30 protein-coding genes and 1 pseudogene are annotated in these 26,612 nt (G+C 43.1%); 11 read left to right on the top strand and 20 right to left on the bottom strand.

All coding sequences use genetic code 11. The annotated features are described in order from the left end of the window. Positions 1-103: 103 nt before the first annotated feature. Positions 104-1,510 carry a transposase gene (locus F6J94_RS02155; RefSeq protein ID WP_293036446.1) on the top strand — a complete coding sequence of 469 codons (1,407 nt, stop codon included), beginning with the start codon at positions 104-106 and terminating at the stop codon, positions 1,508-1,510. Here F6J94_RS02155 and F6J94_RS02150 read toward each other — a convergent pair. From F6J94_RS02150 to F6J94_RS02135, 4 genes and pseudogenes are all read right to left on the bottom strand, one after another. Beyond that, positions 1,460-2,185 (bottom strand): annotated as a pseudogene (locus F6J94_RS02150) (formylglycine-generating enzyme family protein); the annotation flags it as partial. The gene F6J94_RS02155 and the pseudogene F6J94_RS02150 overlap by 51 nt on opposite strands. Before the next feature lie 156 nt (positions 2,186-2,341). After that, the gene (locus F6J94_RS02145; RefSeq protein WP_293036444.1) at positions 2,342-5,002 is read right to left on the bottom strand and encodes a formylglycine-generating enzyme family protein; all 2,661 of its coding nucleotides are present in this window, start codon (positions 5,000-5,002) and stop codon (positions 2,342-2,344) included. 12 nt (positions 5,003-5,014) lie between these two features. Then, the gene (locus F6J94_RS02140; protein WP_293036442.1) at positions 5,015-6,112 is read right to left on the bottom strand and encodes a MoxR family ATPase; all 1,098 of its coding nucleotides are present in this window, start codon (positions 6,110-6,112) and stop codon (positions 5,015-5,017) included. A 1-nt stretch (position 6,113) separates the two neighbouring features. Continuing rightward, entirely contained in the window at positions 6,114-7,310 is a 1,197-nt protein-coding gene (locus tag F6J94_RS02135) for a hypothetical protein (protein WP_293036497.1), read from the bottom strand. Between the two features lie 118 nt (positions 7,311-7,428). Between F6J94_RS02135 and F6J94_RS02130 the strand changes: the two genes are divergently transcribed. Further along, positions 7,429-7,845 (top strand): DMT family transporter, encoded by a 417-nt coding sequence (locus F6J94_RS02130; RefSeq protein WP_293036439.1) that lies wholly within the window; start codon positions 7,429-7,431, stop codon positions 7,843-7,845. 60 nt (positions 7,846-7,905) lie between these two features. On the opposite strand, the gene F6J94_RS02125 is transcribed toward F6J94_RS02130, so the two are convergent. The 3 genes from F6J94_RS02125 to F6J94_RS02115 all read right to left on the bottom strand — a co-directional run bounded on the left by F6J94_RS02125 (position 7,906) and on the right by F6J94_RS02115 (position 9,804). Continuing rightward, on the bottom strand, positions 7,906-8,802 hold the full coding sequence (locus F6J94_RS02125) for a hypothetical protein (protein WP_293036436.1): 897 nt from the start codon (positions 8,800-8,802) through the stop codon (positions 7,906-7,908). A gap of 271 nt (positions 8,803-9,073) precedes the next feature. Next, a complete protein-coding gene (locus F6J94_RS02120) occupies positions 9,074-9,667 on the bottom strand; it encodes a hypothetical protein (protein WP_293036433.1) in 594 nt (197 codons plus the stop codon). Between the two features lie 8 nt (positions 9,668-9,675). Next, entirely contained in the window at positions 9,676-9,804 is a 129-nt protein-coding gene (locus F6J94_RS02115; RefSeq protein ID WP_293019670.1) for a hypothetical protein, read from the bottom strand. A 440-nt stretch (positions 9,805-10,244) separates the two neighbouring features. On the opposite strand from F6J94_RS02115, the gene F6J94_RS02110 reads away from it, so the two are divergent. Continuing rightward, entirely contained in the window at positions 10,245-11,981 is a 1,737-nt protein-coding gene (locus tag F6J94_RS02110; RefSeq protein WP_293036431.1) for an ABC transporter ATP-binding protein, read from the top strand. Positions 11,982-12,502: 521 nt separating this feature from the next. Here the strand turns inward: F6J94_RS02110 and F6J94_RS02105 are convergent. The 5 genes from F6J94_RS02105 to F6J94_RS02085 form a co-directional block, all read right to left on the bottom strand. Beyond that, positions 12,503-12,757, bottom strand: coding sequence for a hypothetical protein (locus F6J94_RS02105; protein WP_293019667.1), 255 nt, complete (start codon positions 12,755-12,757; stop codon positions 12,503-12,505). A 291-nt stretch (positions 12,758-13,048) separates the two neighbouring features. Further along, on the bottom strand, positions 13,049-13,396 hold the full coding sequence (locus F6J94_RS02100; RefSeq protein WP_293036430.1) for an SDR family NAD(P)-dependent oxidoreductase: 348 nt from the start codon (positions 13,394-13,396) through the stop codon (positions 13,049-13,051). Positions 13,397-13,580: 184 nt separating this feature from the next. Beyond that, entirely contained in the window at positions 13,581-13,712 is a 132-nt protein-coding gene (locus tag F6J94_RS02095; protein ID WP_293036429.1) for a hypothetical protein, read from the bottom strand. 3 nt (positions 13,713-13,715) lie between these two features. Beyond that, on the bottom strand, positions 13,716-14,297 hold the full coding sequence (locus tag F6J94_RS02090; protein ID WP_293036426.1) for a TetR/AcrR family transcriptional regulator: 582 nt from the start codon (positions 14,295-14,297) through the stop codon (positions 13,716-13,718). A gap of 19 nt (positions 14,298-14,316) precedes the next feature. Continuing rightward, a complete protein-coding gene (locus F6J94_RS02085; protein ID WP_293036422.1) occupies positions 14,317-14,478 on the bottom strand; it encodes a hypothetical protein in 162 nt (53 codons plus the stop codon). 586 nt (positions 14,479-15,064) lie between these two features. On the opposite strand from F6J94_RS02085, the gene F6J94_RS02080 reads away from it, so the two are divergent. From F6J94_RS02080 to F6J94_RS02070, 3 genes are read left to right on the top strand one after another with little or no spacing between them, the layout of a single operon-like run. After that, positions 15,065-16,270 (top strand): tetratricopeptide repeat protein, encoded by a 1,206-nt coding sequence (locus F6J94_RS02080; protein ID WP_293036419.1) that lies wholly within the window; start codon positions 15,065-15,067, stop codon positions 16,268-16,270. 14 nt (positions 16,271-16,284) lie between these two features. Further along, complete coding sequence (locus tag F6J94_RS02075; protein ID WP_293036416.1) at positions 16,285-16,665, top strand: hypothetical protein; 381 nt, start codon at positions 16,285-16,287, stop codon at positions 16,663-16,665. A gap of 50 nt (positions 16,666-16,715) precedes the next feature. Further along, a complete protein-coding gene (locus F6J94_RS02070) occupies positions 16,716-16,910 on the top strand; it encodes a hypothetical protein (protein WP_293036413.1) in 195 nt (64 codons plus the stop codon). Between the two features lie 78 nt (positions 16,911-16,988). On the opposite strand, the gene F6J94_RS02065 is transcribed toward F6J94_RS02070, so the two are convergent. Then, positions 16,989-18,440: a BCD family MFS transporter gene (locus F6J94_RS02065; RefSeq protein WP_293036410.1), complete on the bottom strand. Its 1,452-nt coding sequence runs from the start codon at positions 18,438-18,440 to the stop codon at positions 16,989-16,991. A 387-nt stretch (positions 18,441-18,827) separates the two neighbouring features. Further along, complete coding sequence (locus F6J94_RS02060; protein WP_293036408.1) at positions 18,828-19,637, bottom strand: hypothetical protein; 810 nt, start codon at positions 19,635-19,637, stop codon at positions 18,828-18,830. Positions 19,638-19,869: 232 nt separating this feature from the next. On the opposite strand from F6J94_RS02060, the gene F6J94_RS02055 reads away from it, so the two are divergent. Beyond that, on the top strand, positions 19,870-20,046 hold the full coding sequence (locus F6J94_RS02055; RefSeq protein ID WP_158069405.1) for a hypothetical protein: 177 nt from the start codon (positions 19,870-19,872) through the stop codon (positions 20,044-20,046). A 71-nt stretch (positions 20,047-20,117) separates the two neighbouring features. Here F6J94_RS02055 and acsF read toward each other — a convergent pair whose 3' ends face one another. From acsF to F6J94_RS02040, 3 genes are all read right to left on the bottom strand, one after another. Continuing rightward, on the bottom strand, positions 20,118-21,194 hold the full coding sequence (acsF, locus tag F6J94_RS02050; RefSeq protein ID WP_293036404.1) for a magnesium-protoporphyrin IX monomethyl ester (oxidative) cyclase: 1,077 nt from the start codon (positions 21,192-21,194) through the stop codon (positions 20,118-20,120). 624 nt (positions 21,195-21,818) lie between these two features. After that, positions 21,819-22,016, bottom strand: a complete 198-nt coding sequence (locus tag F6J94_RS02045) for a hypothetical protein (protein ID WP_293036401.1) — start codon at positions 22,014-22,016, stop codon at positions 21,819-21,821. Between the two features lie 62 nt (positions 22,017-22,078). Further along, positions 22,079-23,110 (bottom strand): pentapeptide repeat-containing protein, encoded by a 1,032-nt coding sequence (locus tag F6J94_RS02040; RefSeq protein ID WP_293036399.1) that lies wholly within the window; start codon positions 23,108-23,110, stop codon positions 22,079-22,081. 471 nt (positions 23,111-23,581) lie between these two features. Between F6J94_RS02040 and F6J94_RS02035 the strand changes: the two genes are divergently transcribed. Beyond that, entirely contained in the window at positions 23,582-23,764 is a 183-nt protein-coding gene (locus F6J94_RS02035) for a hypothetical protein (protein WP_293036397.1), read from the top strand. A gap of 277 nt (positions 23,765-24,041) precedes the next feature. Continuing rightward, entirely contained in the window at positions 24,042-24,377 is a 336-nt protein-coding gene (locus tag F6J94_RS02030) for a DUF433 domain-containing protein (protein ID WP_293036395.1), read from the top strand. Here the strand turns inward: F6J94_RS02030 and F6J94_RS02025 are convergent. From F6J94_RS02025 to F6J94_RS02015, 3 genes are all read right to left on the bottom strand, one after another. Next, entirely contained in the window at positions 24,348-24,710 is a 363-nt protein-coding gene (locus F6J94_RS02025) for a pentapeptide repeat-containing protein (protein WP_293036393.1), read from the bottom strand. The two genes, F6J94_RS02030 and F6J94_RS02025, sit on opposite strands and share 30 nt — an antisense overlap. Positions 24,711-24,996: 286 nt before the next feature. After that, positions 24,997-25,569, bottom strand: coding sequence for a DUF2996 domain-containing protein (locus tag F6J94_RS02020; RefSeq protein WP_293036391.1), 573 nt, complete (start codon positions 25,567-25,569; stop codon positions 24,997-24,999). 36 nt (positions 25,570-25,605) lie between these two features. Continuing rightward, positions 25,606-25,779, bottom strand: a complete 174-nt coding sequence (locus F6J94_RS02015) for a hypothetical protein (protein ID WP_293036389.1) — start codon at positions 25,777-25,779, stop codon at positions 25,606-25,608. On the opposite strand from F6J94_RS02015, the gene F6J94_RS02010 reads away from it, so the two are divergent. Both F6J94_RS02010 and F6J94_RS02005 read left to right on the top strand, forming a co-directional pair. Beyond that, on the top strand, positions 25,765-25,896 hold the full coding sequence (locus tag F6J94_RS02010) for a hypothetical protein (RefSeq protein ID WP_293036387.1): 132 nt from the start codon (positions 25,765-25,767) through the stop codon (positions 25,894-25,896). The genes F6J94_RS02015 and F6J94_RS02010 overlap by 15 nt on opposite strands. Positions 25,897-25,921: 25 nt before the next feature. Beyond that, positions 25,922-26,062, top strand: coding sequence for a hypothetical protein (locus F6J94_RS02005; RefSeq protein WP_293036385.1), 141 nt, complete (start codon positions 25,922-25,924; stop codon positions 26,060-26,062). Positions 26,063-26,612 lie beyond the last annotated feature (550 nt).

Below are 26,612 nucleotides of genomic sequence, written 5' to 3'. Positions count from 1 at the left end.
ACTCATGAGGTACACAGGATTGTTTCACTCTTGCCTGCTCCCTGCTCCCTAAAAGCCAAATATTTGTACCTCACAAGTCGTAGAATTGCTATATAATGATATTATGAGCAAAAAACAATCATACTGGAGATGCCAACAGGTATTATTATCCCCAAACAAAGACCTATTATCTATCTTTGAGTACATTGGTTCAGAGTCTAATAAAATCTACAATTGCTCGGTCTATTACGCCAGACAAATTTGGTTTAAAGCTAAGCGTATTGTAGGGAAATCTGAGCTTTGTGCTCAAATGAAGCATAACCCGCACTTCACAGCCATGTATGTAAGTGCATCTCAGCAAGTTTGTAATGGAGTAGCCGAATCATTTAAGTCGTTCCAGAAGCTTAATAAATTGTTTTGGAAGGGACAACTTGGATATCGACCAAAACCTCCAGCTTACAGAAAGAGTGGGTTGTTCACAGTGTCGTACCCAAAAAGATGGCTAAAGTTAGTTGGTAATAAAGTTCGATTACCCCTTGGCAAACAGGTTAAAGCATGGTTTGGGTTATCTGAGTTTTTTATTGATATGCCATCCAATTTGGATTGGAGACAGATAAGAGAAGTTCGCATCCTGCCCAGAAATGGGGTCTTCTATGCTGAATTTGTATACAAAATAGAACCGGAAGTTGTTGATCTAGACTTCAGTAAGGCCCTAGGCATTGATCATGGAATTGATAATTGGCTGACATGTGTGGATACAGTTGGCAACAGCTTTATTGTTGATGGAAAGCACATCAAGAGCTTGAATCAATGGTACAACAAACGTGTTGCTACTTTAAAAAAAGGCCGGGATAAAAACTACTGGACAAAACAGCTTGCTGCTGTTACAGAAAAGCGCAACAGGCAAATGCGAGACGGGATAAATAAGGCAGCTCGACTAGTTGTTAACCACTGTCTCAAAAATGGAATTGGAACTCTAGTATTTGGTTGGAATCAAGGACAAAAACATAATGCCAATATGGGCAAGCGCAATAATCAACAATTTGTCCAAATCCCCACAGCACGCCTGAAGCAACGTATTTTCCAGTTATGCGATCAATATGGCATTAAATTTCTAGAGACAGAGGAAAGCTATACCAGTAAAGCAAGTGCCTTAGATAATGATGAGATTCCCGTATTCGGTGAAAAACCCGCAGAGTGGAAACCCTCAGGAAAAAGGGTCAGACGTGGATTATACCGGACTGCTTTGAACTGGTATATCAACGCCGATTGCAACGGAGCAATGAATATCCTCAGGAAAGTAGCGGGAACCATTGGCATTGACCTGATGGGACTCAGTAGGGGCGCTTTGACTACGCCTTTAAGAGTTCGTTTGTGGACTCTTAACGAATCCCCGCGTCTAATGACCGGGGAGTGTCAATATACGAAAACCATTAACGAAGATGCGGACCCCGCGCCTATTGTCGTCGAAGCGAATCGCAGAACGGCAGTTAACAGGATTGAGAATCCAGGAGCCGCCCCGCAGGGGTGATATTGGCTTATTTTCGTCATTTTTGTCTGAATTTGACTCATTTTCACCATTGACATTTTCTGCTTCATTACCATCAATCCAAGCACTGCCATCTGTGGGCGCATCCTCATAATTATCATGCCAATCATCTAAACACCATTCCCACACATTCCCGTGCATATCATATAACCCAAAAGGATTCGGAGGAAATTGACCCACAGGGGTGGTTCCCTTGCTTCTTTCTCCTGGTGGTTCATCCCGATAAGGTCTTGAGGCATCGTAATTGGCTAACTGTCCGGTAATCGTCTCTCCAAAGTAAAATGGGGGATAGGATGCTCCGTTTTCGAGGTTAAGGGGTTTTGTAACCCCTCGACAGGCATATTCCCATTGCGCTTCAGAAGGTAGTCTATATTCCTTTCCTGTTAGCTTAGAAAGGCGGTGACAGAACTCTACTGCTTCATACCAATTGACTTGTTCAACAGGTCTTTGCCATCTATCTATTCCTTGATAGGGCTCTTTAAAATAAGAGGGGTCTGGATCTAAATCTTGATTGACCTTAAGGTCAGATCGAGATGCGATCGCGTTCCATTGATCTTGAGTAATGGGGTAACGTCCCATTAAAAAGGAGGAAATAGTTACATGATGTTGGGGTCTTTCATTGTCACGACTCCCTTCTTCACTTTCCGGTGCGCCCATTGTGAAGGTTCCATCAGGGATTAAAACCATTTCGAGAGGAATGCCGTTTATGTATTCTCTGTAGCCTCGAAAGGTTTGTTTTGGGCGTTTTATTGCCAATTTTGGCATAATTCTTCAAACTTCAAACTTCTGACTTCAAACTTCAAACTTCTGACTTCATCCAGTTCTCCCGGACACGCACACTAAACGAACACCATCATCGCCGTTGTATACCTCGCGCCTAATGACGTCGATGCGAAACGCAGAACGGCAGTCATCAGGATAGTTGTCCCAGGAGCCGCCCCGCAGAGGCGATTTTGGATTATTTTCGTCATTTGTGGCTGAATCTGACTTATTTTCACCATTGAAATTTTCCTGTTCATTCTTATCAATCCAAGCACTGCCATCTGTGGGCGCACCTTCGTAGTTATCATGCCAATCATCTAAACACCATTCCCAAACATTCCCGTGCATATCATATAACCCAAAGGGATTCCGAGGAAATTGACCCACAGGGGTGGTTTCCTGGCTTTCTTTTCCTTCTGGTTCATTCCCATAGGTTTTTGAGGCGTCGTAATTTGCTAACTTTCCGGTAATCGTCTCTCCAAAGTAGAATGGGGGGTAGGATTCTCCACTATCAAGGTTAAGGGGTTCTCTAACACCTCGACAGGCATATTCCCATTGGGCTTCGGAAGGTAGTCTATACTCCCTTCCTGTTAGCTTAGAAAGGCGGTCACAGAACTCTACTGCTTCATACCAGTTTACGTTTTCTACCGGGCGGTTCTCTCCTTTAAACTCTGAGGGGTCTGGATCTAAGTCTATTTTTACTTTCAAGTCTGTCATTGATGCGATCGCTTTCCATTGGGCTTGGGTTACAGGGTATTTCCCCATAAAGAAGGGTTGGAGTGTGACCTCATGTTGAGGTCTTTCATCGTCATAGCTATCTTTTTCGCTTTCAGGGGAACCCATGGTAAAGGTTCCTCCAGGGATAGCCACCATTTCCAGTTCCACATTATCGGTTAGGGTTTCGGTGAAGTAAGAAGCAGTGTAGGTTGTGGTTTCGGTAATTTCTCCGCGACGGTTAACAGTCGGGGTTTGAAATGTCCACTGTTGTAATTTCTCTTCATCCTCGTCTGGCTCCTCTTCAAAAACAATGGTGGGGACTTCCGCTTCAAATTCAAAAGGTTCTAAGTTGTCAGTGAGCTCAACTGTCCCCTTACCAATCTCATTTCTCTCCCGTTTGCGTTTTGCTACTTCTGCCCTGACTTCCTGTGCAAAATTGGCGTATTCTCCTCCCCAAGTGGTGAAAACTGCTGCTTTGACTTCAGCAAAATAGAGGTTTCGATCCCCAGCAATACCTGGAACAGACCCGGCTGGGTTGGGAATCAGTGCTGGAAAATCCCGCAGACTACCATAACGGTGCTCTATGAAATCTCCAATTTCCCGCCAAATCTCAGTGGTGCGTTGAACTGGACTATTTCCTAGCAGTAACTCCCGAATTCCCGGACGAAATTCATACCAAGTTTCGGCAACAGTTGCCTGGTCTGGCCCCAAGGAAGACTTTTGGATCAGACCACTAAAAAAAACTTCTGCCAGATGCCAGTGTTCGCTATCGGGTAAAAACCACTGTTGTGCCAAGCGCATCACTGGAGGAATCAGGGGAACAGCAGCCAGAACTTCAGCAAGTTTTCGGGCTTTGGGACTAGCATTGGCCAAGAATTCTCTCAGTAACTGTTCGGGAGTTTCCGCCACTGATTCAGTAGGATTCGTTGTGTCTGTTTTGGGCTTATCCTGTCTAATTAAAACCCCTTGAATCGAATTGCTGCCACTCCCCGTCGTAAAATTCGCCCAAGTGCTAAAGTGGTTAACGGATATATTGAAAATTGGAAATTGATATAACCTAGCAGTTGTAAGAAGCCTAGCTCCTACTTGTAACATGGAGTTAGCAGACTCTGCCTCACGAGCAATCAATGGTCGTTGAATTGCCTGATCTAGAGCTGTGCGCTGCCATAGGGTTTGAGGAAAAACATGGGCAATACTAACAGGATGCTGTTCTCCTAATTTTGCTAAAACTTCAAAGGCTTGACCGGAATACCAAGCTTTTCCCAAAGTATCCGTTAAGGCAATAAAGAGTCGATGTCCTCCTGGTGCGATCAGGCTACCAACACTCCGTTCAATCCGGTCAACACCTGAAAACAATTGGGGGGTAGGTTCTGTTGTCTGGAAGTGCCAAATCCGGACATCCCGGAAAAACCCTTGCCAGCGAAAAAGCGTTGCCACCCCTTCCGCTAAATCTCCCCAAAATGCCATGGAAGGGGAGCAATCAATCAATAAATGTACCTCAAACCATCGCTCTAGGGGAGAACGAAATGCCAGCATTGGCAATCCATTGGCTTCCGCTGTTTGTTCAACCGTTGCCTCAATATCCAGTTCATTGGCTAGCAGTCCAGGAACACGTTTAGATAAGGGCAACAGTGCCTTACTGATTTCCCTAGGTTTCGGTAAGGGAAAGGGGTCAGGAACACGAATAGGAGAGCTGTAATTACTGGAGGATGATTCGGGTTTTTCAGGGGAAGTCTGGGCATGGTCAGGCTGTTTAAGATTAGCCGCAATGGGTATCTGTGGTTCTTCTTTTTCCTTCACTGAGGGAGGAATATTTGGATAATCGTTTGAGGGATTGTCAGTGGATGATTCCGGATGATAATCCTCTACATCCTCTGGTGGTTTGATGTCTTGAGACAATGGAGGAGCAACAATACGATCTAAGTGAGCCAAGCACCAGATCAGTTCTGCCACTTGTCTATCATCTTGCCACCATTGATTGTTTTCACTCACCATTTCCCCCTGACCTCACAGTGATTTTAAGATAGTATTCAATACATCTTTCCGTTTTTCTTCAGTCAGGTCATCTCCTTGTAGTAATAAATAGATAGCATTCAACAATTGATCCGTTGCTAATTTTGTGTCTCTTGCCTTAATCCGTGCTAAAAATTCCTTGATTAATTTCCGAGCTGGCTCATCCAGTTGCTTTAAATGGGTGGCATCAAAGCGGTTTTCTAAAATTTTATAAAAACCCTCTTCTGTATCAGGTTGCTTAAGAGATAACCGTAAACATCGGCGTAGAAAGGCTGGTGGAAACTCCCGTGCTTCATTACTGGTCATCAAGACTAAGGGAAACTCTTGACATTGAATTAATCCTTTGTCAACCGAAATTTTTTCATCACTATCATTGCTGTGACTGCGGTAAGGAAGTACCTTTTGGAAGTCCCTGTTTAAGCGACTCAGTTCTGGAATCTCAAAAAATCCTTCCTCAAATATATGTAAGAGATCATTGGGCATATCAATATCACTCTTATCAATTTCGTCAATTAACAGCACTGCGGGTCTACCGGGTTGAGATTGACGAAATGCCATACCCATTGGTCTTAATCTTAAATAGTTACCAATATCAGGCTCTTTTATTCTCTCTGTATTACCAACTTGTTGCCTCAGTAAAGACACTTCTTGTAGTCGCCCAATAGCATCGTAGGCATAGAGACCATCTTTCAAAGTAGTGCGAGAAACAATTGACCAGCGGTAAGGCCCCGGTAGTCCCAGTTCAAGCGCTACTGCATAGGCTAAGGATGTTTTGCCGCTACCGGGATTTCCTTCAATCAGTAAAGGGCGACGTAAACACAATGCGGCATTGACCAATTCTACCGCTTGCTTGGTCGGAACAAACCCCAATGCCCTTGGATTAATCTTTCTTACGATGTCTTGGGTATTTTGTGATTCTGCTTTTTCACGCCATTGCTCAACTGACAGACCAAAGGTGCGCCAAGGCGGGGGCGGTGGCATACGACTCAGATGCTGTTGTTGGTCTTCTGGGGTTGGTAAACTGTCCGCACTGAGGGTTAAGCCCCGGTAGATGCGACGATCCGGCTGGTCAGATGTTGGGTTCTTTGGCATTTTAGTCCACCACGTTGGTATTCAAGGGTCTACAGCGTTGGGAAGGCTTCGGATATAAATCATCCCAGAGAAGGGTTACCTCCAAACCCTTTTTCTTTTTTCGTAAATCACGTATTTTGTTAGGCCAATCTTGCCATTCTGAGAGGTTTAGATGCTCTCCTTCAATCAGAGGTTGGTTCACGTCCCGACTCCAGACCGCAATGGGTAAAGCTTCCTCAATTCTTTCTAGATCGGAATCTGATGGGTCTGTACCCATATAATAGATATCATCCCCTTCAAATTCCCCAGGGACACTCGGTTCAGTCACAGAATTATTTACATCATTCCATAACCCTTGCTTCTTTAGTTCAATTTCATCACGAATCTCAAGAAAATCTTGATCAAAATATCGTTCAAAGGAGTTGATAAAAATTGGGTACTCTTCACCGAGGGGTGTTAGGTTTCTCCCTCGCTTAAACCTAATCTTATCCAATTTTGTTTTGAAATAGTCGAAGGGAATAAAATACTCAATTGTTAAATTAACTCGTTCCGGTAAACTATAACGAGCCTTGCGAATTAAGTTGGGCAAAATCTTTTCAAGATTAGTGTATAAACTCTCACTCTCTTGCTCAGAGACACTTTTTCCACTGTCGCAAGGTTCTAACCGTATCTTTTCTGCAAACCGACCAAGTGGTAAATCCTGACTTTCAAGCCAAAGATTCATACTCAAAAGTAAGGCACCAGAGGCTTGTCCTGTACCATTATCATTATCAACCTCTGGTTCAATCTCAACTTGAAGTCGCAGATTTTCTGTCGTAATCAGTTCTTGAAATTTTAAATCAGCTTTTTTAACAGATTCTTGGATTGTAGAGAGGTTTGCATCTTCTCGATATCTTAGAACTTCCTGTTGCCAATTTTTAATAGTCTTAGCAAGTCTCCTCAATTTGTTATCCTGTTTAGAAAATCTTCGCCGACACCATTCTGCACAAGCCACTAGAGGGCATATTCCTCTTGAAACTGGTTTTTGTCCTAATTCAGTCAGTCTTTTTTCGATTTCTATACAATCCAGAATAAATTCATCGTCTAAGACAAGCTTTTCAATAGTTTTATAACTTAAAATAAAAGAGTTTACCTGAAGTAAGCTATCTTCTGGGTGTTTCTTTAATCCAGCAAAAAGTTCCCTAATGAGTTCATCTTGCTTTTCTTCCCATGTTTGTATAGTCTTAGGCAGAATGGGGAAGAATTTAGCAGATTTTTCAGAGCCAGAAGCTGAGTAGGAAGCACGTTGCTCTGAGGAAATAATCTGATTAATTTGGTCAACTATATAATCTAGAGGAATGTATAAATTACCGTTTTATGCTGGTGCATTTTTAGCTCGTGAATCCTTGTGCAATAAATACTCAGTCAGCACAATCTTGCTATGGAGCTGCTTCTTAAGAGCGATCTTAGCTTTGGGATTTACTTTAATCATGGAAGATAACCTCTTCCCCTTGACACAATCAGCATGGTTTTCTGTGGTTGCTTTAGGCATTGTTGTACAGGTTTTTGGACATGGCCTTTTAACATACAGCTTTAAGCATTTTTCCTCTAGCTTTGTCAGTGTATGCCTCTTACTCGATCCACTGATTACAGCTTTATTCGCTTGGATTATCTTCGCTGAAAAATTGACGCCACTCAATATGGTTTCCTTCCTTGGCGTTATTGCTGGAATTTATCTCGCTAGGTTAGGCAAGGGTTCTCAAAAGGCAGGGTAAACCCCAGAAGTGTTGAAGATTTTAAACCTTAAACACTTCTGCACTATACCATACTTGGAGTTAAACTTTAGTGGAAGTAAGCAAGTAATCAGTTGCTAAAAGGTGTGAATTAATGCTATTAACTTCTAAAATTTTGTTTGAATGAAGCCATTTTAACACTGTTCTTTCCTGTTGTAGTTTTACCTCTTTTGAAAAATTTTGACGATTAAATTCTCCGATATATTTAGATCCTTTGTATAAATCAGACCTTGTGATCTCAACTAGAACTAAACCTGTTGATAAAATAGCTGATTTAAGAAGAGGATTTTCTAGAGGATTATTGCCATCTTCATAAAAGCAGCGAATCTCTTCTCCATTTATAGTATAATTTTTTTCCTGAAAACCAAGTTTATTCATATAAACAGTTGTTTCTGAGTTTGTTGATAGGCTTCTCGGGAAAACAAAAACCGGTAAATTATCAAACAAAGGGAGACCGTCATTGATTTGATGTGGTTCAAAGAGAATCTTCCACATATCTAAAGATAGACTATACTTATCTTGTTGATCATTTCCGGCATGCTCTATATTACTTCTATCGTAATCATGCATATATGTTGAAAACATACCTGCAATTGAAGATAATTTGAAATTGTCTGTATTATTCGCAACAGATACTTTTGTGAATTCATAGAGGGGGAAACCAGGTTCTTTATTATTGTTTTCATCAGAAAAGCAAATAACTACCAACCAAGCAATATCAAGAGTTATGTTCCCTAGTCTTACATCTTTTCTAAGTTGCTCGTCATGCAGATTCTGAAAGAATAAACCCCTACATCTTTCTAGGAAAGCTTTCTTTTGCTCTGTTGTCTTTTCTAAGATATCGGCAACTGCATTATAGCGTCCCAAATCTCCGGTTATCTTCTTTCTATGCTCTTTGGTTAGGATATCCAAAGATACTTCAACACTAGATAATTTCACTTGATTCAACGTTTAGGTAGACAATAAACCTCTTGCCAAAGTTATTGTTGCGGGTATCTGCGGTGGCTTCCGGTCTTCCAAACAGCCAGTGGTTGTTTGTTCGAGCTTGGCTGCTCGACTCCTTACATATATAGGAGTCAAGCCAAATCTGGTAAGCTGCTATGCAGTTATATTGTATAATGTAAAGTTAACCCTCTTGTGTCACTCTAGGCAAAGGAACAATAACGATTATCCCACAAATCGACCAAGTAACCTAAACAATCAAATTCCTTCATTCATACCCAATTGATAATTTGGGTCGAATCACTCGAAAGTAAAGAAAACTAGTAAGGTATAACACATTCACAACAATTAGTAAGCTTTTACCTATCCAAGATTCAATCATACCGAAAGTAACAATTGTTGCTACTAACACCAACAATTTTTCCACTGTGGATACGGTATAACCATGATGCTTGGGATCCCAATAAGAGAAAGGACTAATAAAACGATAGTTACTAACAGGAAAAAAGTGCCGGTGAGCATCATCGTTGTGAACTGGTAAATCTAGTAAAGAGTGCAGTATCATACTCCAACATAGAATTTCCCAAAGTTGCCATCCCCAGTAATGGCTGATAATCACTCCACACAGGGCTAGGGGAAGGGAATGAAAGGTAGCAACAAGGTTTTGCCAAAAGGGCAATTCGTAGGTTTGTGACCAAATCTGGTACTCTGATTGACGACGAATCAATTTTGCCCAGATATAAAGGATAAAAATTGGTAAATCGGGTAAGATAGCACCAATTGTAATGGGTAAAGCTGCCTGAAGTTGAGTCTGGTGATTCAAAACAGCAAGGTTAATAATGGCGTGGCTAGGAGTATTCAATGGTTAGTTTATTGATGAATTTGGTTGAGCGATATTATATAGAAATAATACAATCGGTGAGGTACTTTGGTACTGGTTTTTAGGGAGTAGGGAGCAGGGAGTAGGGAGTAGAGAATATGTTCAAAACTACAATACAAACACTATATAGCACTACGCATTAAGATGTTTGACATTCCTAAACTCAGCAAACTTAGTCATAGCTTACTTCTGACTTCTAACTTCTGACTTCTGACTTGCGCGTAGCGCTATATTACACGCAGTGCTATACGGTATAATAATCAACCATTGATTTGCTCTCTGGACTTATAGCGTTTCTCATAGCTATGAGGTACACATTATTTTTTCCATCTTACCTCTTACCTCTTAACTATTAACTGCTCCCTGCTCCCTGCTCCCTGCTCCCTAAAACCCAGAGATTTGTACCTCATGGGTATAATAATTGCTAGAATAATCCATTCCGCCTGATCAGTCAGGGTTAATTACTGTGTTGAATTCAAGGTCAAAGTCAAAACGAAATTCAAGGTTAAAGTCAAAACCAAATAAGCGTAAGCATTCCAACTCTCCCCTGCAGCGGCTGATGGGTTACGCTCAGCCCCATCGTTCCCTAATCGGGAAAGCGATCGCATGCTCAATCCTCAACAAAATCTTTGACCTAGCCCCTCCGGTCTTGATTGGGATGGCAGTGGATGTGGTGGTCAAACAACAAGATTCCTTGATTGCCCATCTAGGAGTAACGGATATCTTTAGCCAACTGGTATTGCTGGCATTCCTGAGCTTGATTGTCTGGGGATTGGAATCGGTCTTTCAATATACTTACCAACGATTATGGCGGAATCTGGCTCAAACCATTCAACACGAATTGCGCCTAGATGCTTACTCTCATCTGCAATTGTTGGAACTAGCGTATTTTGAAGATAGTAGTACAGGGGGATTGATGTCTATCCTGAGTGATGATATCAACCAACTAGAACGCTTTCTCGATATTGGTGCCAACGAAATTCTCCAGATAGCCACAAGCATTATTACTATCAGTGCGGGCTTCTTTATCGTTGCTCCCAATGTAGCTTGGATAACTCTGATCCCTATCCCCTTTATCCTCTGGGGTTCGATTACCTTTCAAGGTCTGCTTGCTCCCCGTTATGCAGAGGTGCGGGAAAAGGTAGGGTTACTCAATGGACAGTTAGCAAATAATCTAACTGGGATTACTACCATTAAAAGCTTTACAGCGGAAGACTATGAAGCCAAGCGGATAGAGGCACAAAGTCTAGGGTATCAGCACAGTAACCAGAAAGCGATCGCATTTTCTGCTGCCTTTGTCCCCTTGATTCGGATGTTAATCCTATTTGGGTTTACCGGAATTCTGCTCTACGGTGGTAAGTCCGCAGCCGCCGGGGAACTAGCAGTAGGCACCTACAGTGTCTTAGTTTTCATGACTCAGCGCTTGCTGTGGCCATTAACTCGACTGGGTAACACCCTTGATCAGTATCAACGGGCGATGGCATCCACTACTAGGGTAATGAATCTGCTGGATACCCCGATTGCCATGCACTCTGGGGATACACCATTGCCTAGGTCTGAGGTTAAAGGGGAATTGGTATTAAATAATGTGACATTTGCCTACCGTAATCGCCCCCCTGTGGTAGAAAATCTCTGCCTCCACATTCCCGCCACCAAGACTATCGCGATAGTAGGTTCCACAGGGTCTGGTAAAAGTACCTTAGTGAAACTGTTATTAAGACTATACGAAATCCAAGCAGGTTCGATAACTCTTGATGGGATTGACATCAGACAGCTGAAGCTCAAAGACTTACGCCATGCTATTGGTCTAGTTAGCCAGGATGTATTTTTATTCCACGGCACCGTAGAAGAGAATATCACCTACGGCACTTTTGATGCCACCACCGAGGAAATAGTTGCTGCCGCTAAGACCGCAGAAGCCCATGAGTTTATCATGCAGCTGCCCCAAGGCTATGACACCATTGTGGGAGAGCGGGGTCAGAAACTATCTGGAGGACAACAGCAACGAATTGCGATCGCACGAGCACTCTTGAAAGACCCCCCAATCTTGATTCTAGATGAAGCCACCTCCGCTGTTGATAATGAAACCGAAGCCGCCATTCAGCGCTCCCTAGAAAAGATTACCCAAAATCGCACAACCATTGCGATCGCTCATCGGTTGTCCACAGTCCGCAATGCCGATTGTATTTATGTAATCGAGCAAGGCAAATTAGTAGAACAAGGACGACATGAAGAGTTGTTAGAGCAACAGGGAATTTATGCCATGCTGTGGCGGGTACAGTCTGGAGTGAAGTAATAGGAGTGTGGGGAGGGTGGGGAGATGGGGAGATGGGGAGATGTTTATTAAGTTCGTAGGGTGGGTTAGGTGGGGCCAGGATTTTGAGCAATGACCAATCAGTTTTTATCCGCACCGTAACCCACCTTCTTAAAATTTCGCCCCTGACTACTAACGCTTTGTAATTAATGAAAGTGCCAAACCACTATAACTTGCTAACTTGCTAACCTTAAACCTGCTAACCTTGGCCAAAAGGCCACGCTTCGCGAACAACTTTCAACCTTCAACCTGCTAACCTTCTGCTAACCTTCAACCTTCTAACCTTGGCCAAAAGGCCACGCTACGCGAACAACCTTCTAACCTTCTGCTAACCATAAAAAAAATAGCCGTAGAAATTATTTCCACGGCTGGCTGAAATCCACAGTAAGTTGATTTCACTACTTATGTTATATGACTTTGTTCCATGACCAGTCCGATCATTATCCTACTTGATTAGACCTGGTCTTTTAGCTAGGGGGGAAACCCCCCAGCAGCTTAAAATCTTAATCCAGAATTAGGTACCTCGTCAAAGTACTAATCACTTCTCCAGGAATGCCACTCGGCTCAAGAGGAGTCCACTCATAAAGTTGTGCGTAGCCCTGGGTATACAGGGAATAGATGGTATTCATTACTGCCTTACGGGAGCCCTTTAACCTGTGCTCAACCGGTTCTTTATTCCCGAAAACAAATTGAGTAGTATTCCCCGGAATTAGATACTCTGGATTATTGTCAGGATTCGGAACAAAGTCTGTAAACATGATTAACAACTTCAAGGGATTTGTGTACTATAATAATTGTTATATTTTTATTTTTCAAGAGATTTTATATTTTTTTTTGTAAGCTATCAGCTATCAGATTTTGAATAATAAATTTAGCGTATTATTGGAAATTATATAAAGCTATAAACCTTATTATTAGAGTTAATTAATGTTAAACTATGCTCTTAAATAGCCGCTATATTATCGTTTTTTTTATTTTATTTTTTATAAAGTAATTATCAATTTTTTGATAAACTTTTGGGGTGCATCTCACTGTATTTATGCCGCCACTCATGGGGAGATGGGGAGATTGGGAGATGGGGAGATTGGGAGATAGGGAGATGGGGAGATGGGGAGATTGGGAGATTGGCGGAAGAGAAAGTTGTACCTTTGACCGCAACTTAGTATTAAACGATCAATTAAAGCATTCCTCATCTCTGGATCAGAGATATTAGCTAACTCACCCACTACCGTTCCATATTGACTAAGTTCCGTTACTGCTTCTTCCAGTTTAGGCTGACGTGAGCCAATTAAAACCGCAGCACCACCCTGCTGAAGAATTAATTGAGCAACCGCTTTACCCATACCACTTGTGCCACCAACAACAACGATTTTTTGTCCGGCAAATGCTTGTGTCATGATTATCTCCTTAATTGATTGATAGATTGATTAGAACTTAATTACCTACTAGAAGGTAGATACTAAAAAAAAATTATTCCTTTATCAGCTGTCAGCCGTCAGCCGTCAGCCGTCAGCTGTCAGCTTATTTTATTCTCAAGTAGTGTGGAACAGGCTTCTAGCCTGTGACTTTCGCATCAGCACCTCAAGTAGTGTGGAACAGGCTTCTAGCCTGTGACCCATAGCCCATTAGCTGATAGCTGACCGCTGACCACTGACCGCTGATAGCTGATAGCTGACCGCTGATAGCTGTTCGCGTAGCGTGCGCGTAGCACATAAGCTAATCGCTGACCGCTGATAGCTTCTCTTTCAAACATGCACCAGTAATCTGATCAAAAGCAGCACTACTATCTTCCGCTACCCGGGCTAATAATTGCGCTCCTTGTAACATCGAAAGTAGCATTTTTGCTTCTACTTCCAACGATTGGCTACACTGCCAATCCTCGGTTTCACAGCCACGGTGCAATAGTCTGGCTACCCAAGATTCAGTGACAGAAAAGAAACTTCTGATCTCTGCTTGGATTTCGGAATTTAAAACACTCAAATCTGCTGTCAACATTCCACACAAACAAATTTTATTGTCTTGCAAACCATCTCGATAGAGATTCACAAACTCTCTCAATTGTGCTTGTGGTGTTGTTTCCTGTTGCTCAATCTCAAGACATTTTCGTGTGAAGTTTTTTTGGTATCGTTTAACTAATTCCTTTACCAAATCATCCTTAGATGGGAAATGGTAATGGATACTAGCCTTACGGATACCTATTTCTTTGGAAATGTCCGCGTAACTAAAGGCGCTGTAGCCTCGGTTGCGCACCATGGATTGAGCTACGTCTAGGATTTGTTGAGCAGTTTTCTGTTTCATGACTTTATGCTACCTACTACTAGGTAGGTTTGTCAAGTCTTTTTTGGAAAGGGAGTAGGGAGTAGGGAGTAGGGAATCGGGAATCGGGAATCGGGAATCGGGAATCGGGAATCGGGAATCGGGAGTCGGGAGTCGGGAGTCGGGAATCGGGAACACAGATGTAGGGTGGGCAGTGGATCACACCGATTCAGTTGCTTGCGTTCGCGTAGCGTGACCTACGGTCAATCGCCTGACTAAGCACTGCCCACCAACGGACTAGTTGATGTCGGTGAGTAAAAACACCTCCAGACGGCATTAACCGTGATATTAAGAATTAATACAGCAATAGCAAAACTTAGTGATACAAGTGGTATAACACCTCTACTTTAGATTTATGCTGTGAGTAAACCTCAAATCGGCATTAGGATTCCTCCAACCCTTCTCCCAAAACTCAATAGTTGCTAGGTTGAGCAAACTAGCCGGTCAAAGACTGATGTGATTGTTGGTGCGATCGCGCTTATACCTGACTGTGCTGAAAACATTCCCATCACTCAGACAATGGCTTAATTTTAGAAAAGGTTGTTGTAATCTGAGGCAATCAAATGTCAAGTCAGCTTATGCCAGGAGAAACTCCTAAGACTAACTCTGCTATATCAGAGTTAGAGTCTGCTATTCAACGTTATACTCATGCACTTACTAAACTTGAAGATACTAGCTCGTCAGGGAGCATCCCATTTTGGCAAATATATCTTTTTATGTGGGCGGTAGAATCACGATCATACAGCTTAATGCGGTATGTTTCTTCCAAAGTGGGATCCTCTCGTTGGCCAAAAGGCCACGCTACGCGAACGCCATCAAAAGAAATCGTTCTAGAAGTTTTGACTGCTCGTGATACAGTTCAAGCAGAATTAAGCAATCAATCACAGATTCCTATAGGAAGCTTGATTAAAGTTAATGATCTAGATAACCGATTAAAGCAAGAGACTAATAAGATTACCACAGTAGTAGATCTAACTGAATGGCATTCTATTTTGAATCCTAAAGTAGACGCTTGGTGGTGGTTCTTCAAACCTCCAAAGCATCGATGGGATTATTTTGACTGGCTATGGAAAATACTGACAGTTGTATTTCTAACATCGTCTTTGAGCTTAACAGTAGATATTTCCTCACGCTTTCTCAGTGGTGGACCAGAGACCTTAGGGGCTTTTGTTACTGCTACTCAGAGCGTCCTAACACTATTGGCCGGTAGAAGCGCTCTAACAAAACCTGGACAGGAGTCAATCAAACGTGCTCTTACCAGTTTGAATATTCCTAACTATTTGTGGGAAGAAGTAAGTTGCGGTATTGCCTTCAGTATTTTACTAATTTCTGTTACCTTTCGTTTGTCATTACCTCAGATTGCAGTAATTTACAAAAATCTTGGTGATCGATACATTTTTGAAAATAGTCCTCCGGAATTTGCTGCCGCCATATCAAGCTACAAACGAGCACTCTTCCTTAATCCTGATTACGTTGAACCTCATTATAAATTAGGATTAGTTTATGAGGAACTACAAGAAAATAAAAAGGCTTTATCTGAATACAAAATTGCTGTCCAAGATGACTTTGAAGTTGCTTATAATAACTTAGGAAGAATGTATATTCTAGACAAAAAGTATTATCAAGCTAGTTCCTTATTACTACGAGGTCTAGACTTAAATGAGAATGATGAAGTAAGATACTATTTGCTTAAAAACCTGGGGTGGGCTCGGCTAAAACAAAATCGCTATGCTGAGGCAAAACGTCATCTCCAGGATGCTATTACTTTAGATAAGGAAAAGGCACCAGCTTACTGTTTGCTAGCGCAGGTATTAGAAGAAGCAGGTGACAATAATACTGCAATAATCATGAATAATTGGGCATCTTGCCTGGGATATTCCTCCAGTTATAATATAGATGAAGACAAATGGATTGACCAAGCTAGACAGCGCTTGGAAACTGGGTTCAATAAATAGTTGCCCAATAAAAAATGAAACACATAGTAGCTGCTTTTACAATCGTTGGTATTACCGTTGCACAAGGTTTTACCAATAAAGTTATTGCCGATGAATTACCTGTAGGAACTGTGGACACAGCTCAGGGAGTGGGTAAGATCTTCCGCTTACCTGAAAACGTTTCCATTCCTGTATCGATAGGTGAAAAGCTTTATCCTGGTGACTTCCTAAGAATAGATAAGGGAGCTTATGTAGTCATTGAGTGCCACAACAACAACAACAACAACAAATGGACTATACCTGAAGGTATTTTGGTGGGCGTGAATAATGGTTGTGAGCGACCAATCAACCCATTTAGCGGAAACGTTCCGGACAAGGGTGTTCCCGGGAGACGTGTTGGTGGCGCTACCAGGTAGCCCGAGCTTCCCAAAGCGGAACTGTAGCATATAGTGCATACAGATGTAGGGTGGGCAGTGCATCACACCGATTCCTTTGTTTGCGATCGCCAAAGTACCCACTGCCCACCCTACAATTAATCTTCAACAAACTAACCTTCAACCTTGGCCTTTTGGCCACGCTACGCGAACAACAAACTAACCTTCAACCTTCTGGTGCGTTACGGGGCGGGCTGTCCCAACACTGGCTACGAGGTTTAATATGATGGCAAGCCCGCCCCTAACGCACCCTACGCCTGCATTCTAAATTCTTAATTCTTCATTCTCAATTCTACATTCTGCCTTCAACCATCCAAATCCCCTTCCATCACAGCAGCGATCGCATGTTGAGCATTATCCTGGAATTCCTTAAAATTCACTTTACCCAGGAACCAAATTGCCACTATCATCCCTGCGGATTGGAGAGCAAACACGACACCATAAGCCAAGACTGGGGTAGAAAAAATGGCTCTACCTATATCAAGGATCACACCACCGCTGGCTACTGCTATGCCTCGTGCCATGGCTTGCGCTAATCCCCACGCCCCCACAAAGGTGCCAGCCGCTTCTGCTGCGGTTAGGTCTAACATCAAACTCAGAGCCCCTGTGGTAGCGATACCAGTAGATAAACCAAATAAGAGTAAGGTTCCCTGGAATAGCTGAGCATTTCCGGTAAATCCTGACATAATAATCAAGATAAAGCAGATAGATACCGCTAAACAGCCTAATTGAGTGGTTTTGCGCTTACCTAAATTGGGAATTAGGAAAAAGCCAGTTGCGCTCAAGCTCATCAACATCCCAATCCCCCAGTAGCTATTCAGTAGAGAGGTTTGAGGAATTGACATATTAAAGACCTCTCCCCCATAGGGTTCTAGCACTGCTTCCTGGAGAAATAGGCTGATGGTCATGATCACCAAAAAGGTGAAAAACAGGCCAGTTTGGGGACTAGCCGTTAATAGTTTTAGGGATTGGCCCAAGGTAATCTGGTCTTCGCGATTCGCTAGGATAGAACGGGAAGAATAGCGCGAGTATTTTTTCTCGATTCCAAAGGTGGCTAATACCGCTAGCCCGAACACCATTAAGGGTACGAAGAAAAACAGCCCAGTAATTGATGACCGCAATACTTCCAGGGATGTATCAATATTATCTAATCCCTTCAGCAAAATTGTGCTACTGATGCCGCCAATGGCAATACCTACAGTCATCATTGACCAGATAATACCGATTAATTTGCCACGGTTGTCTTCATCAGAAATATCCACTAATAAGGTAAAAAAGGTAGTGGAACTCATACTGAGGGCTAGACCGTATAAAGCAAAAACTAGAGCCCCAAGAGCGACCCAACTATAAGCTGGAATTGACCATGTCCAACCTCCAGCCCCTTCCACGAGATTGCCCAATTGCCAAGTGATTTGTACCGCTAAGGATAGGATAATCATAAAGAAGCCGCTTCCCATCCAGACGTAACCAGTACGGTGATATCCAAAGACCGGTTTAGTATCCGAGAGCTGACCAAACCATACCCGGGCTGGGGCAACAAACAGCGAAATGGCTAGGAGGCTCCCGGTAATTGAGGCTGGAATACCTAGCTCGTCGATCATCACTCGGTTGAGCACTCCTAGGGTAAGCACTGCCAAAATCCCTAATCCCATCTGGAATAGACCAAGCCGGAACATGGTAAATAGATTAATCTTGGGAAGTCTGTGGTGCTGTGCTGAGGAGGGAAGCTCAGACTTGACTACATTACTGGTTTTCATCGGTATAGTTTCAGTTTAGTGTGGGGAAACAGAGGGAATCGGGAATAGTAGGAAAGAGATCCGAGGATTGTTTGGTGTTATGACAAATTAGCATTGGGTTTCATGATCAATTTGGATATGTTATAGGTAAATCCTATAGCGAAATGGCTGAGATCAAATCCCTAAATGGCTTAGCTTGATGGGCTCGATAAATGTGATTGGCCTACGGCCAAAAGGCCACGCTAGGCGAACGCTCCCGATTCCCGACTCCCAATTCCCGATTCCCGATTCCCGAACCAAATATAAAAAACCTACCCCTGTGAGCTCCGTGGAATGGGCATCTTGCCCGTTTCCTCCTTATTTTCGCGCGGGCAGGATGCCCACTCTACTCCTAACCCTCTCAACATCTCAGGGCATCCATTCCAACCCAATCCCCACCCGACTATCCTTATTTTCGATAGAATTCTGTTTCTCAATATCCGTAGCAAGCCGCAAATTGGGAGTAAGGGCATAACCAAAGGAAAGCTTGCTTATCCCCACCTCCTCACTACTGCCAATAGACACAAAACTTTGAGTGAAGGAAATATCAGCGGCACCAGTCCTAGACAAAACCAATAGCAACCGCGCTCCCACATTTACCCCATCGGTAGAGTAACCATCAGTCTCCAAATTGCGATAACCCACCATCGGGGCAACATTAAAATAACTCCCTAAGGGCAGTACATAATACCGCAAATCTACCCCAAAGGTTTCTCGCTCACCATTAAACGAAGCCTGATAATCCCCACTCACCGTCAAGCCAGAATTACCAATAAACACATCTTCCACTCCCACATTCACCCCTGCGGCTTGTCCATTAGAGGGAAACTGGGAGTAACCGAACCGCAACCGAGTGCGAAAACTGGGTTGATTGCGAATATCCTGCCAAACATCCGGCACCTCCTCTAGCCAACGCTGTAGCACCGGACTGCCTTCGATTACCTCTGGACTTAAATCCAACTCCTGGGCTGCTGAATTACCAGGAGGATCAGACTGGGGGGACTCTGGTAATTGATCTGGAGTAGGCTGAGGCGGATTGCCCTGGGTTTCCTCTTGGTTGCCTGTAGTCGAGTCCGGTACTGGCACAGTTTGACTCCCAGCTCGGTAAGCAACTGTGAAGGTAAACGTTAGTCCCAGTAATCCCGTTTTTAGATACTTAAGTCCCAAATTTTTTAACACTCAACAATAAAAAATACACTAACAGAACTGACGCACCTATACCGATAAAACTTCTGTCATTCTTGTATCATTTCCGGATCTAAGGGAATAGGGAATAGGGAGTAGGGAGTAGGGAGTAGGGAGTAGGGAATAGGGAGTAGGGAATAGGGAATAGGGAATAGGGAATAGGGAATAGGGAGTAGGGGGAGAGGGTTTTACGGTTTGTTTTATAACGGAATAATATTCAATTTAAATGCACAACAGGTTAAGTATTAGAAACGCTATAATTACCCTTACTAAAAATCTCCCCCATCTCCCCATCTCCCCATCTCCCTATCTCCCCATCTCCCTATCTCCCCAAACTTACAGCACTTACAACCCGATTCCCGATTCCCGATTCCCGATTCCCGATTCCCGACTCCCAGGGTAAATCAAAAAAAAGTGATCCTACATAAAGTAGGATCACCACAAAAACGAAGCTAACAGTTAGCGGAGCAAACTTTAGATCATAGAACCCTGTTTAGCCGTCATATCAATGGGCTTAATCAGGTACAATTTTAGGAGCTGCCAGGCATTAGACATGTAGAGTGGCAACTTCTGGAATATTTGCAAGAACTTAGGCGTATTTGAATTAGCGATCGCTCTTAGCTTATCATTATTCCGGACACAAATCTCCAGACGCTCATAAAATTCCGGATGGTCTACATCCAGAATAACTGGGAAGACCCGTCCTGAGGTGTCGTTAGTCTTCTCAATCACATGCTTATCATACTCACGAGCATCTAAACCAATGGAGGCATAAAATCCAGACCGCTGAACATCATTCAGATACATAGTGGCAAACACCGACAGCAAGAAGAATCTCGACCAAAGCTTAGCCTGCCAATCATTCAGCGTATTCGGCTGAGCTCTCATGATCGCATCAAAGAAATCCCCATGACGGTTTTCATCCTGACACCAGTTTTCAAAGAAGCGGAAAATTGGATAGACCCGGTCTTCAGGATGAGCTTCTAAATGGCGATAGATAGTAATATACCGCCAATAGCCAATCTTCTCAGACAGATAGGTAGCGTAGAAAATAAACTTCGGCTGAAAGAAGGTGTACTTCTTGCTCTTAGTCAGGAATCCCAAATCCAGCTGTAGATTGAAATCTGACATAGCCTTGTTCAGGAATCCCGAATGACGTGCTTCATCACGAGACATCAGGGTAAAGCACTCTGCCAGCACAGGATTTTTATGCTTTAAGCGCCGTCCCAATTCCTTATAGAGCAAGAAACCAGAGAATTCCGCTGTACAGGAACGTTCCAGAAATTCAACAAATAACCGGCGTTTTTCCCCATCAATGTGATCCCAGGATTGATTAAACTCCTCATCCCGGACAAAATGGTGACGATTGTAATCAGCTCGAAACTCTTCCAGGATGGCTTCCAGTTCATCCTGATTAGGCGAGAGGTCCATCTTCGCCATTGCTTCAAAGTCAGTAGTGTAGAACCGGGGAGTTAGGATCGTGTCCTTCGCCGGTACCTTTATACCGGGTCGGATTTCATCAAAATCAGGTTTTTTAAGGGAATCTACCATCTTAAGCTCTTGCTTGCTTGTTATAGTTGCTTACCATTCTCGGTGGCCTGGTGTGGACAGATCCGGGTCACTCAACCCAAGCCCAAACCAATGACTAAGCATTCAGCGGTCAGTTATCAGCTATCAGCTCATGGGCTACGGGCAAACTACTTGAGGTACTATCAGGGGCTTTAAGTGTACGGGGTCTGATGAGTAAAACGAACAGGGATTTTAAACCAGCCGTAGCAGCACCCCCGATGCTTGTTTACTATCTCCCGTTGATTAGCTGACAGCTGATAGCTGAATGCTTAAACAGTATATTGCTATATATTGCTTTCTGAGTTTACCAGGGTATTGGTGATCTCAAACGCCTGTTTAGGTTAAGAGTTACAACGTAATTTAAAGTTTTATTACATTTTGCCCCTGCCGTAGCTTAAACCTGAATCCTTAAGCAAACCTGAAAGCTTAAGCAAACCTGAACGGTGAAAGCTGTTACATAACTTAACTAAAAGAATTATTTAATAAAGTTATTTAACAATCAAGTTATTACCTTTTTCGTTATCATCTTTATAGTTTTGACCTAAAAATCGGGATTGTCAAGGGGGAACCGTTTCGACTCCCCCTTTTTTTTAGGTAAGCATTTAGCTATTGGCTGATAGCTAAATGCTTAGGGAATAGGGAATAGGGAATCGGGAATAGGGCACAAATATTGTGTACCTCATTACTATGATAAAGGCTATATACTCTAGAATAAATGGTTGAGCATGTTGAGTATTTGTAAGCGATCGCTTTTAGCGGAAGCTTAGCTTCATCGCACCCCCCGTGGTCTACGGCCAATCGCATTTGTTTGGTTCAAGCTTACCGGATTCCCAAAAATTATCAGTACTCCCTAATTTCGGTCATTCCTATCTTTTGCTAGGGGTGAGAGTTTTAGAGCTATCCCCTGGAAAAGAATCCTCAAAAATTGCTCCTCGTTTAATTAGGTCAAGCTTCATCAATGGATTAATTCCTGAGTTATTTCCAAATAGTGCATTTTGTACTTCAGCACTACTGAGTTTGGCACCACTGAGGTCGGCACCCCTCAGGTTGGCATCACTCAGGTTGGCACCAATCAGCTCCGCACGAATCAGGTTGGCACCACTGAGGTTGGCACGACTCAGGTTGGCACGACTGAGCTTGTCACCCATCAGGAGCTTGGCACGACTGAGCTTGGCAACCCTCAGGATGGCAAAGCTCAGCTTGGCATCACTCAGGTCGGCATCACTCAGGTCTGCACCAATCAGGTCTGCACCCCTGAGGTTGGCACCCCTCAGGTCAGCATCACTCAGGTCCGCATCACTGAGGTCGGCACCCCTCAGGTCAGCACCACTCAGGTCGGCACCACTCAGGTCGGCATCACTGAGGTCAACACCCCTCCAGTCTCGACCCACAGCTCTACGGCTAGCAATCTCTTCAACTAGACGCCATTTAGAATCAAGTTCATTATTTTGATCATGCTCTGACCTTTCGCTCAAAATTTGAATATCTTGAACAGGAAAACCGCTTAATTCTTTGATTTCTCCTGATTCTATTCGAGCTCTAAGCCGTTCGATATCCTCTGGAGAACCCTCTATAATTAATCGGATGCTGCCTGGTTTAATATCAATAATGTTTATACTGTATCCTGAATAGTCTCGTAAAATAGATTGAATATGTTTTAAATTTTGAACTGAATCGATATCCCCTTCTAAGACAATAGAAGCTTTAATGGTTTCACTTTGTTTATCGATTACAGTCACTTTGCGCCTAGGTGCTTGCCCTTGCTCCACCCCCTCCAACAGCTCTGAACTACTGCCATCATTTATGCTTAGCAGTTCGGATTGGTTTTCGTCTGCTATTCCCGCGATTTCTTTCCAGTCTAGGGTCAGGGCCTGGCATATCCTTTTAAAAGAATCCAACTGAATTGGCTGGGATTGAAAAAACTTTGTTACTGTACTGCGACCTATAAGTTGTGACTTTGCAAATTTACTTTTAGATTCAAATCCTAGCCTGATTAAAGCTTTTTCAGCTTTCTCTATACCTTTTGACGAGGCGATGATAGTTAGTTTTTTATTTTTTTTTCCTGGGCTACACTTTTTCATCGTATGAGTAATTTTTTATAACTATAGTAATAGCTGTAATGGTGTTTAAAAAATCAAGGTAGTAAGCGATGCAGCCCTAAATGACCAAGCTAAATAATTCACTGAGCCAAAGTTTCCTATTCCCTGCCGCCAGCGCCATAACGTTTAGCGCAATCACAACTTAGTCACAAGGCAATCAAACGAAACCCAAATCATATTAGCAACTAATCCATTGGACAGTCAAGGGTTGGGGTTTTGTCGGTAACCATTAAAAGTAGCAGTCAAGCTTAACAGTTACAACAAAAATCGATGGCTAACAAAACCCTAACTATCAAAGAAATGGTTCAAGCTGCTATTATATCCATATTACTTGGGGGGTCACTTACCCTAGCGGTAATGGATGAACAATACCGTCCCACCTTTATGGATATGGCAAAAATAGGTCTTGGAGGCTATCTGGGACTGTCACTTCCTAAGTCTCAAGGGAAATAAAACTATAGCGCTAGTATAGGGAACAGGGAACAGGGAACAGAACCTGACACTTTTTTAGAGGTTGTCTGGGAAGTTTCATTTGCTACATACAAGCCCCCTAAATCCCCCGAGCGAGGGATTGCTCGCTCGGGGGACTTTTACCATAAAATTGATTCTTGTTCCCCCCAGAATTGGGGGGCTAGGGGGGCAAAAATCAGTATCAAAAAACTTTTAACATATCCTCTTATATGTCAAAATTATAACTATAATACTTGCTTTAATTATTGGGTTTTAGATAATGAATTCTGAACAAATCCCTATCCAACAGATCAGCACAGAGTATATTGCTATAGATCCTGATTTTTGTGGTGGTAAACCTCGCATTATTGGCACTATAATGCCTGTCGCTACTATTGCCAAAATGTATTTGGAGATGGGAGAATCGTTAGAAGAAATTGCCTCTGAGTATCATTTATCTAAGCCAGCGGTTTATGCGGCAATGGCCTATTATTACGATCATCGGGAAGAAATTGACCGCCATACCGCAGAAAGTGCAGCGTTTGTGGAACAAATGAAGCGCAATAGTCCCCCTTCTCCTTTAGAATCACGATTGAGGGCTATTCGGGGTGAGTAGTCGGATGTATGACGTATATACTCCAGAGGAAATGGTTGGGCGTATTGAGTATTTGTAAGCGTTGGCGTAGCGTGGCCTACGGCCAATCCCATTCTTTCCTTTGATCGCATTTGTTTGCGGGATTTGGCTAGGGGTAAGACTTTCCGAGCTATCCCCTGCTACATCCTCAAACATTGCGCCTCGTTCAATTAGGTCAAGCTTGATGGATTCATCAAGTCCCGAGTTATCTCCGAATTGGGTATTGTCCACAATAGCACGACTGAGCTGGGCATGAGTAAGGTCGGCATTCTTTAGGTTGGCATCACTTAAGTCAGCACTACTAAAAAATGGCATTGCTGAATCAAGGAATGAATATGAGTGGGGTTGGCATCCTGCCTGCCCGGGAATTGTAACGGGCAAGATGCCCGTTCCACAAAACTCTTCAAATCATTCCATTGTTAAGCAAAGCCGAATTTAATAGTTTCATATTTTACAGACTTGAAAGTCTGGATAAAATCCCTTGGCTGTTGGCCACGCTACCCGGATCAGCTGATACGCGACACGCTGATAGTTGATAGCTGATACGCGACACGCTGATAGCTGATAGCTTAAAATCTACCTAAACATTAGCCAAGACTTACTAATTCCACATTAGCCACTTCTGAGCATTTAGCCGTTGTATGGTGTAATGAACCATTAGATCAAGAGTCACTTTCCGTTCATCAATCATAAAAGACTCGATCGTACTAGGGTTAACACCATTAGCCGACGCAGAGAAAGCCTTTTGTTTTTTAATATCTTCGTCTAGGAAATAAACGTTAAATTTACGTTGCCCATTTTGCCAACTACCCATTACTTGCCAACAGTCATCCATTTGACTCAAACTCGGAATCGGGATTTTCTGTTTAGCAAACGTCACATCTACATCATCAATACCTTGTTTGGCAAAAGCAGTCTTAAGGGCTGGTACATAATGTTGTTCCACAAATTCAGTAAAGGGTTTCTTTTCAATTGCTGGTGGTTTGGCTTTTTTAGCTTTTGCCTCTGTAGCCGCAGGCTTTTTGGCCGCAGGGGCCTTAGCCGCTGGTTTGTCTTCTGATTTGGCCGCAGGCTTTTTGGCCGCAGGGGCCTTAGCCTGCGGTTTCTCTGCTGATGTATCAGAAGGAGTATTGGCTTCCTCAGGGTTAGGCAAGGGTTGGGTTTCTTCCGCCATAGCTAATGTAAGTCATTATCTTTACTCTGGATGATCCTATCTTACTGGCGAAGGGCTAGACAGATAGCTCGGGAGTCGGGAGTCGGAACCCACCCCTAACCCCTCCCAGGAGGGGAACGGGAATCGGGAGTCGGGAGTCGGGAGTCGGGAAAAGCGGGAAATGGGAAGAATTCTTCGGACTTGAGCTAAATGCGATTGGCCTATGGCCACCCTACGCGATTGACCGTAGGTCACGCTACGCGATTGGCCTATGGCCACCCTACGCGATCGCATTTGTCAGTAGCTTTCATGAGTATAGCGCTTTCTAACCTAATGAGGTACACATAATTTTTTCTCTCTTGCCTCTTGCCTCTTGCCTCTTGCCTTCCCCTCCTGGGAGGGGTTAGGGGTGGGTTCCTCTTGCCTATTCCCTATTCCCTATTCCCTATTCCCTATTCCCTATTCCCTATTCCCTATTCCCTATTCCCTATTCCCTATTCCCTATTCCCTATAGCTAGCCTTTTTCTCTGCACAGAGTAATTAACGGCTAACACCTGATGGTCGAGAGGATGGCAAACCTGAAGGAATTATACTAAAGTATATGAGTACTGAAAATTAATCCTATAAAAATTAATTATCAGATTTAATAGCATCTCAATAATGTAAGCATTCAGCCATCAGCCGTCAGCCGTCAGCCGTCAGCCGTCAGTTTTGTGGCACAGGCTTTGGCCTTGGCCAAAAGGCCACGCGGGGCGCGTTTGGCCACGCTGTGCGAACGACGCTGGGAGGTGACTTTACTCAGCATTATTCCAATGCTTACTTATTTTATTCAAAAGCACCTCAAGTAGCAACTCAAGTAGCGCATTAGCTGATAGCTGATAGCTGATAGCTGATAGCTGATAGCTGATAGCTGATAGCTGATAGCTGATAGCTGAATACTCACTCAATAATGCTATAGCAGTAATTGTATTATCAATAGTATTTGAATTTAGGGTGTATTAAAATAGTTGATAATCTCCCTAGGAGCCAGGGTAAATCTACTAAACCTAAACACGAATCATAAA

This window comes from Moorena sp. SIO1F2 (assembly GCF_010672755.1).
Lineage (GTDB): Bacteria > Cyanobacteriota > Cyanobacteriia > Cyanobacteriales > Coleofasciculaceae > Moorena.
Note: the sequence above shows the minus strand (reverse complement) of the source record. Positions and strands in the feature narration are given on the sequence as shown.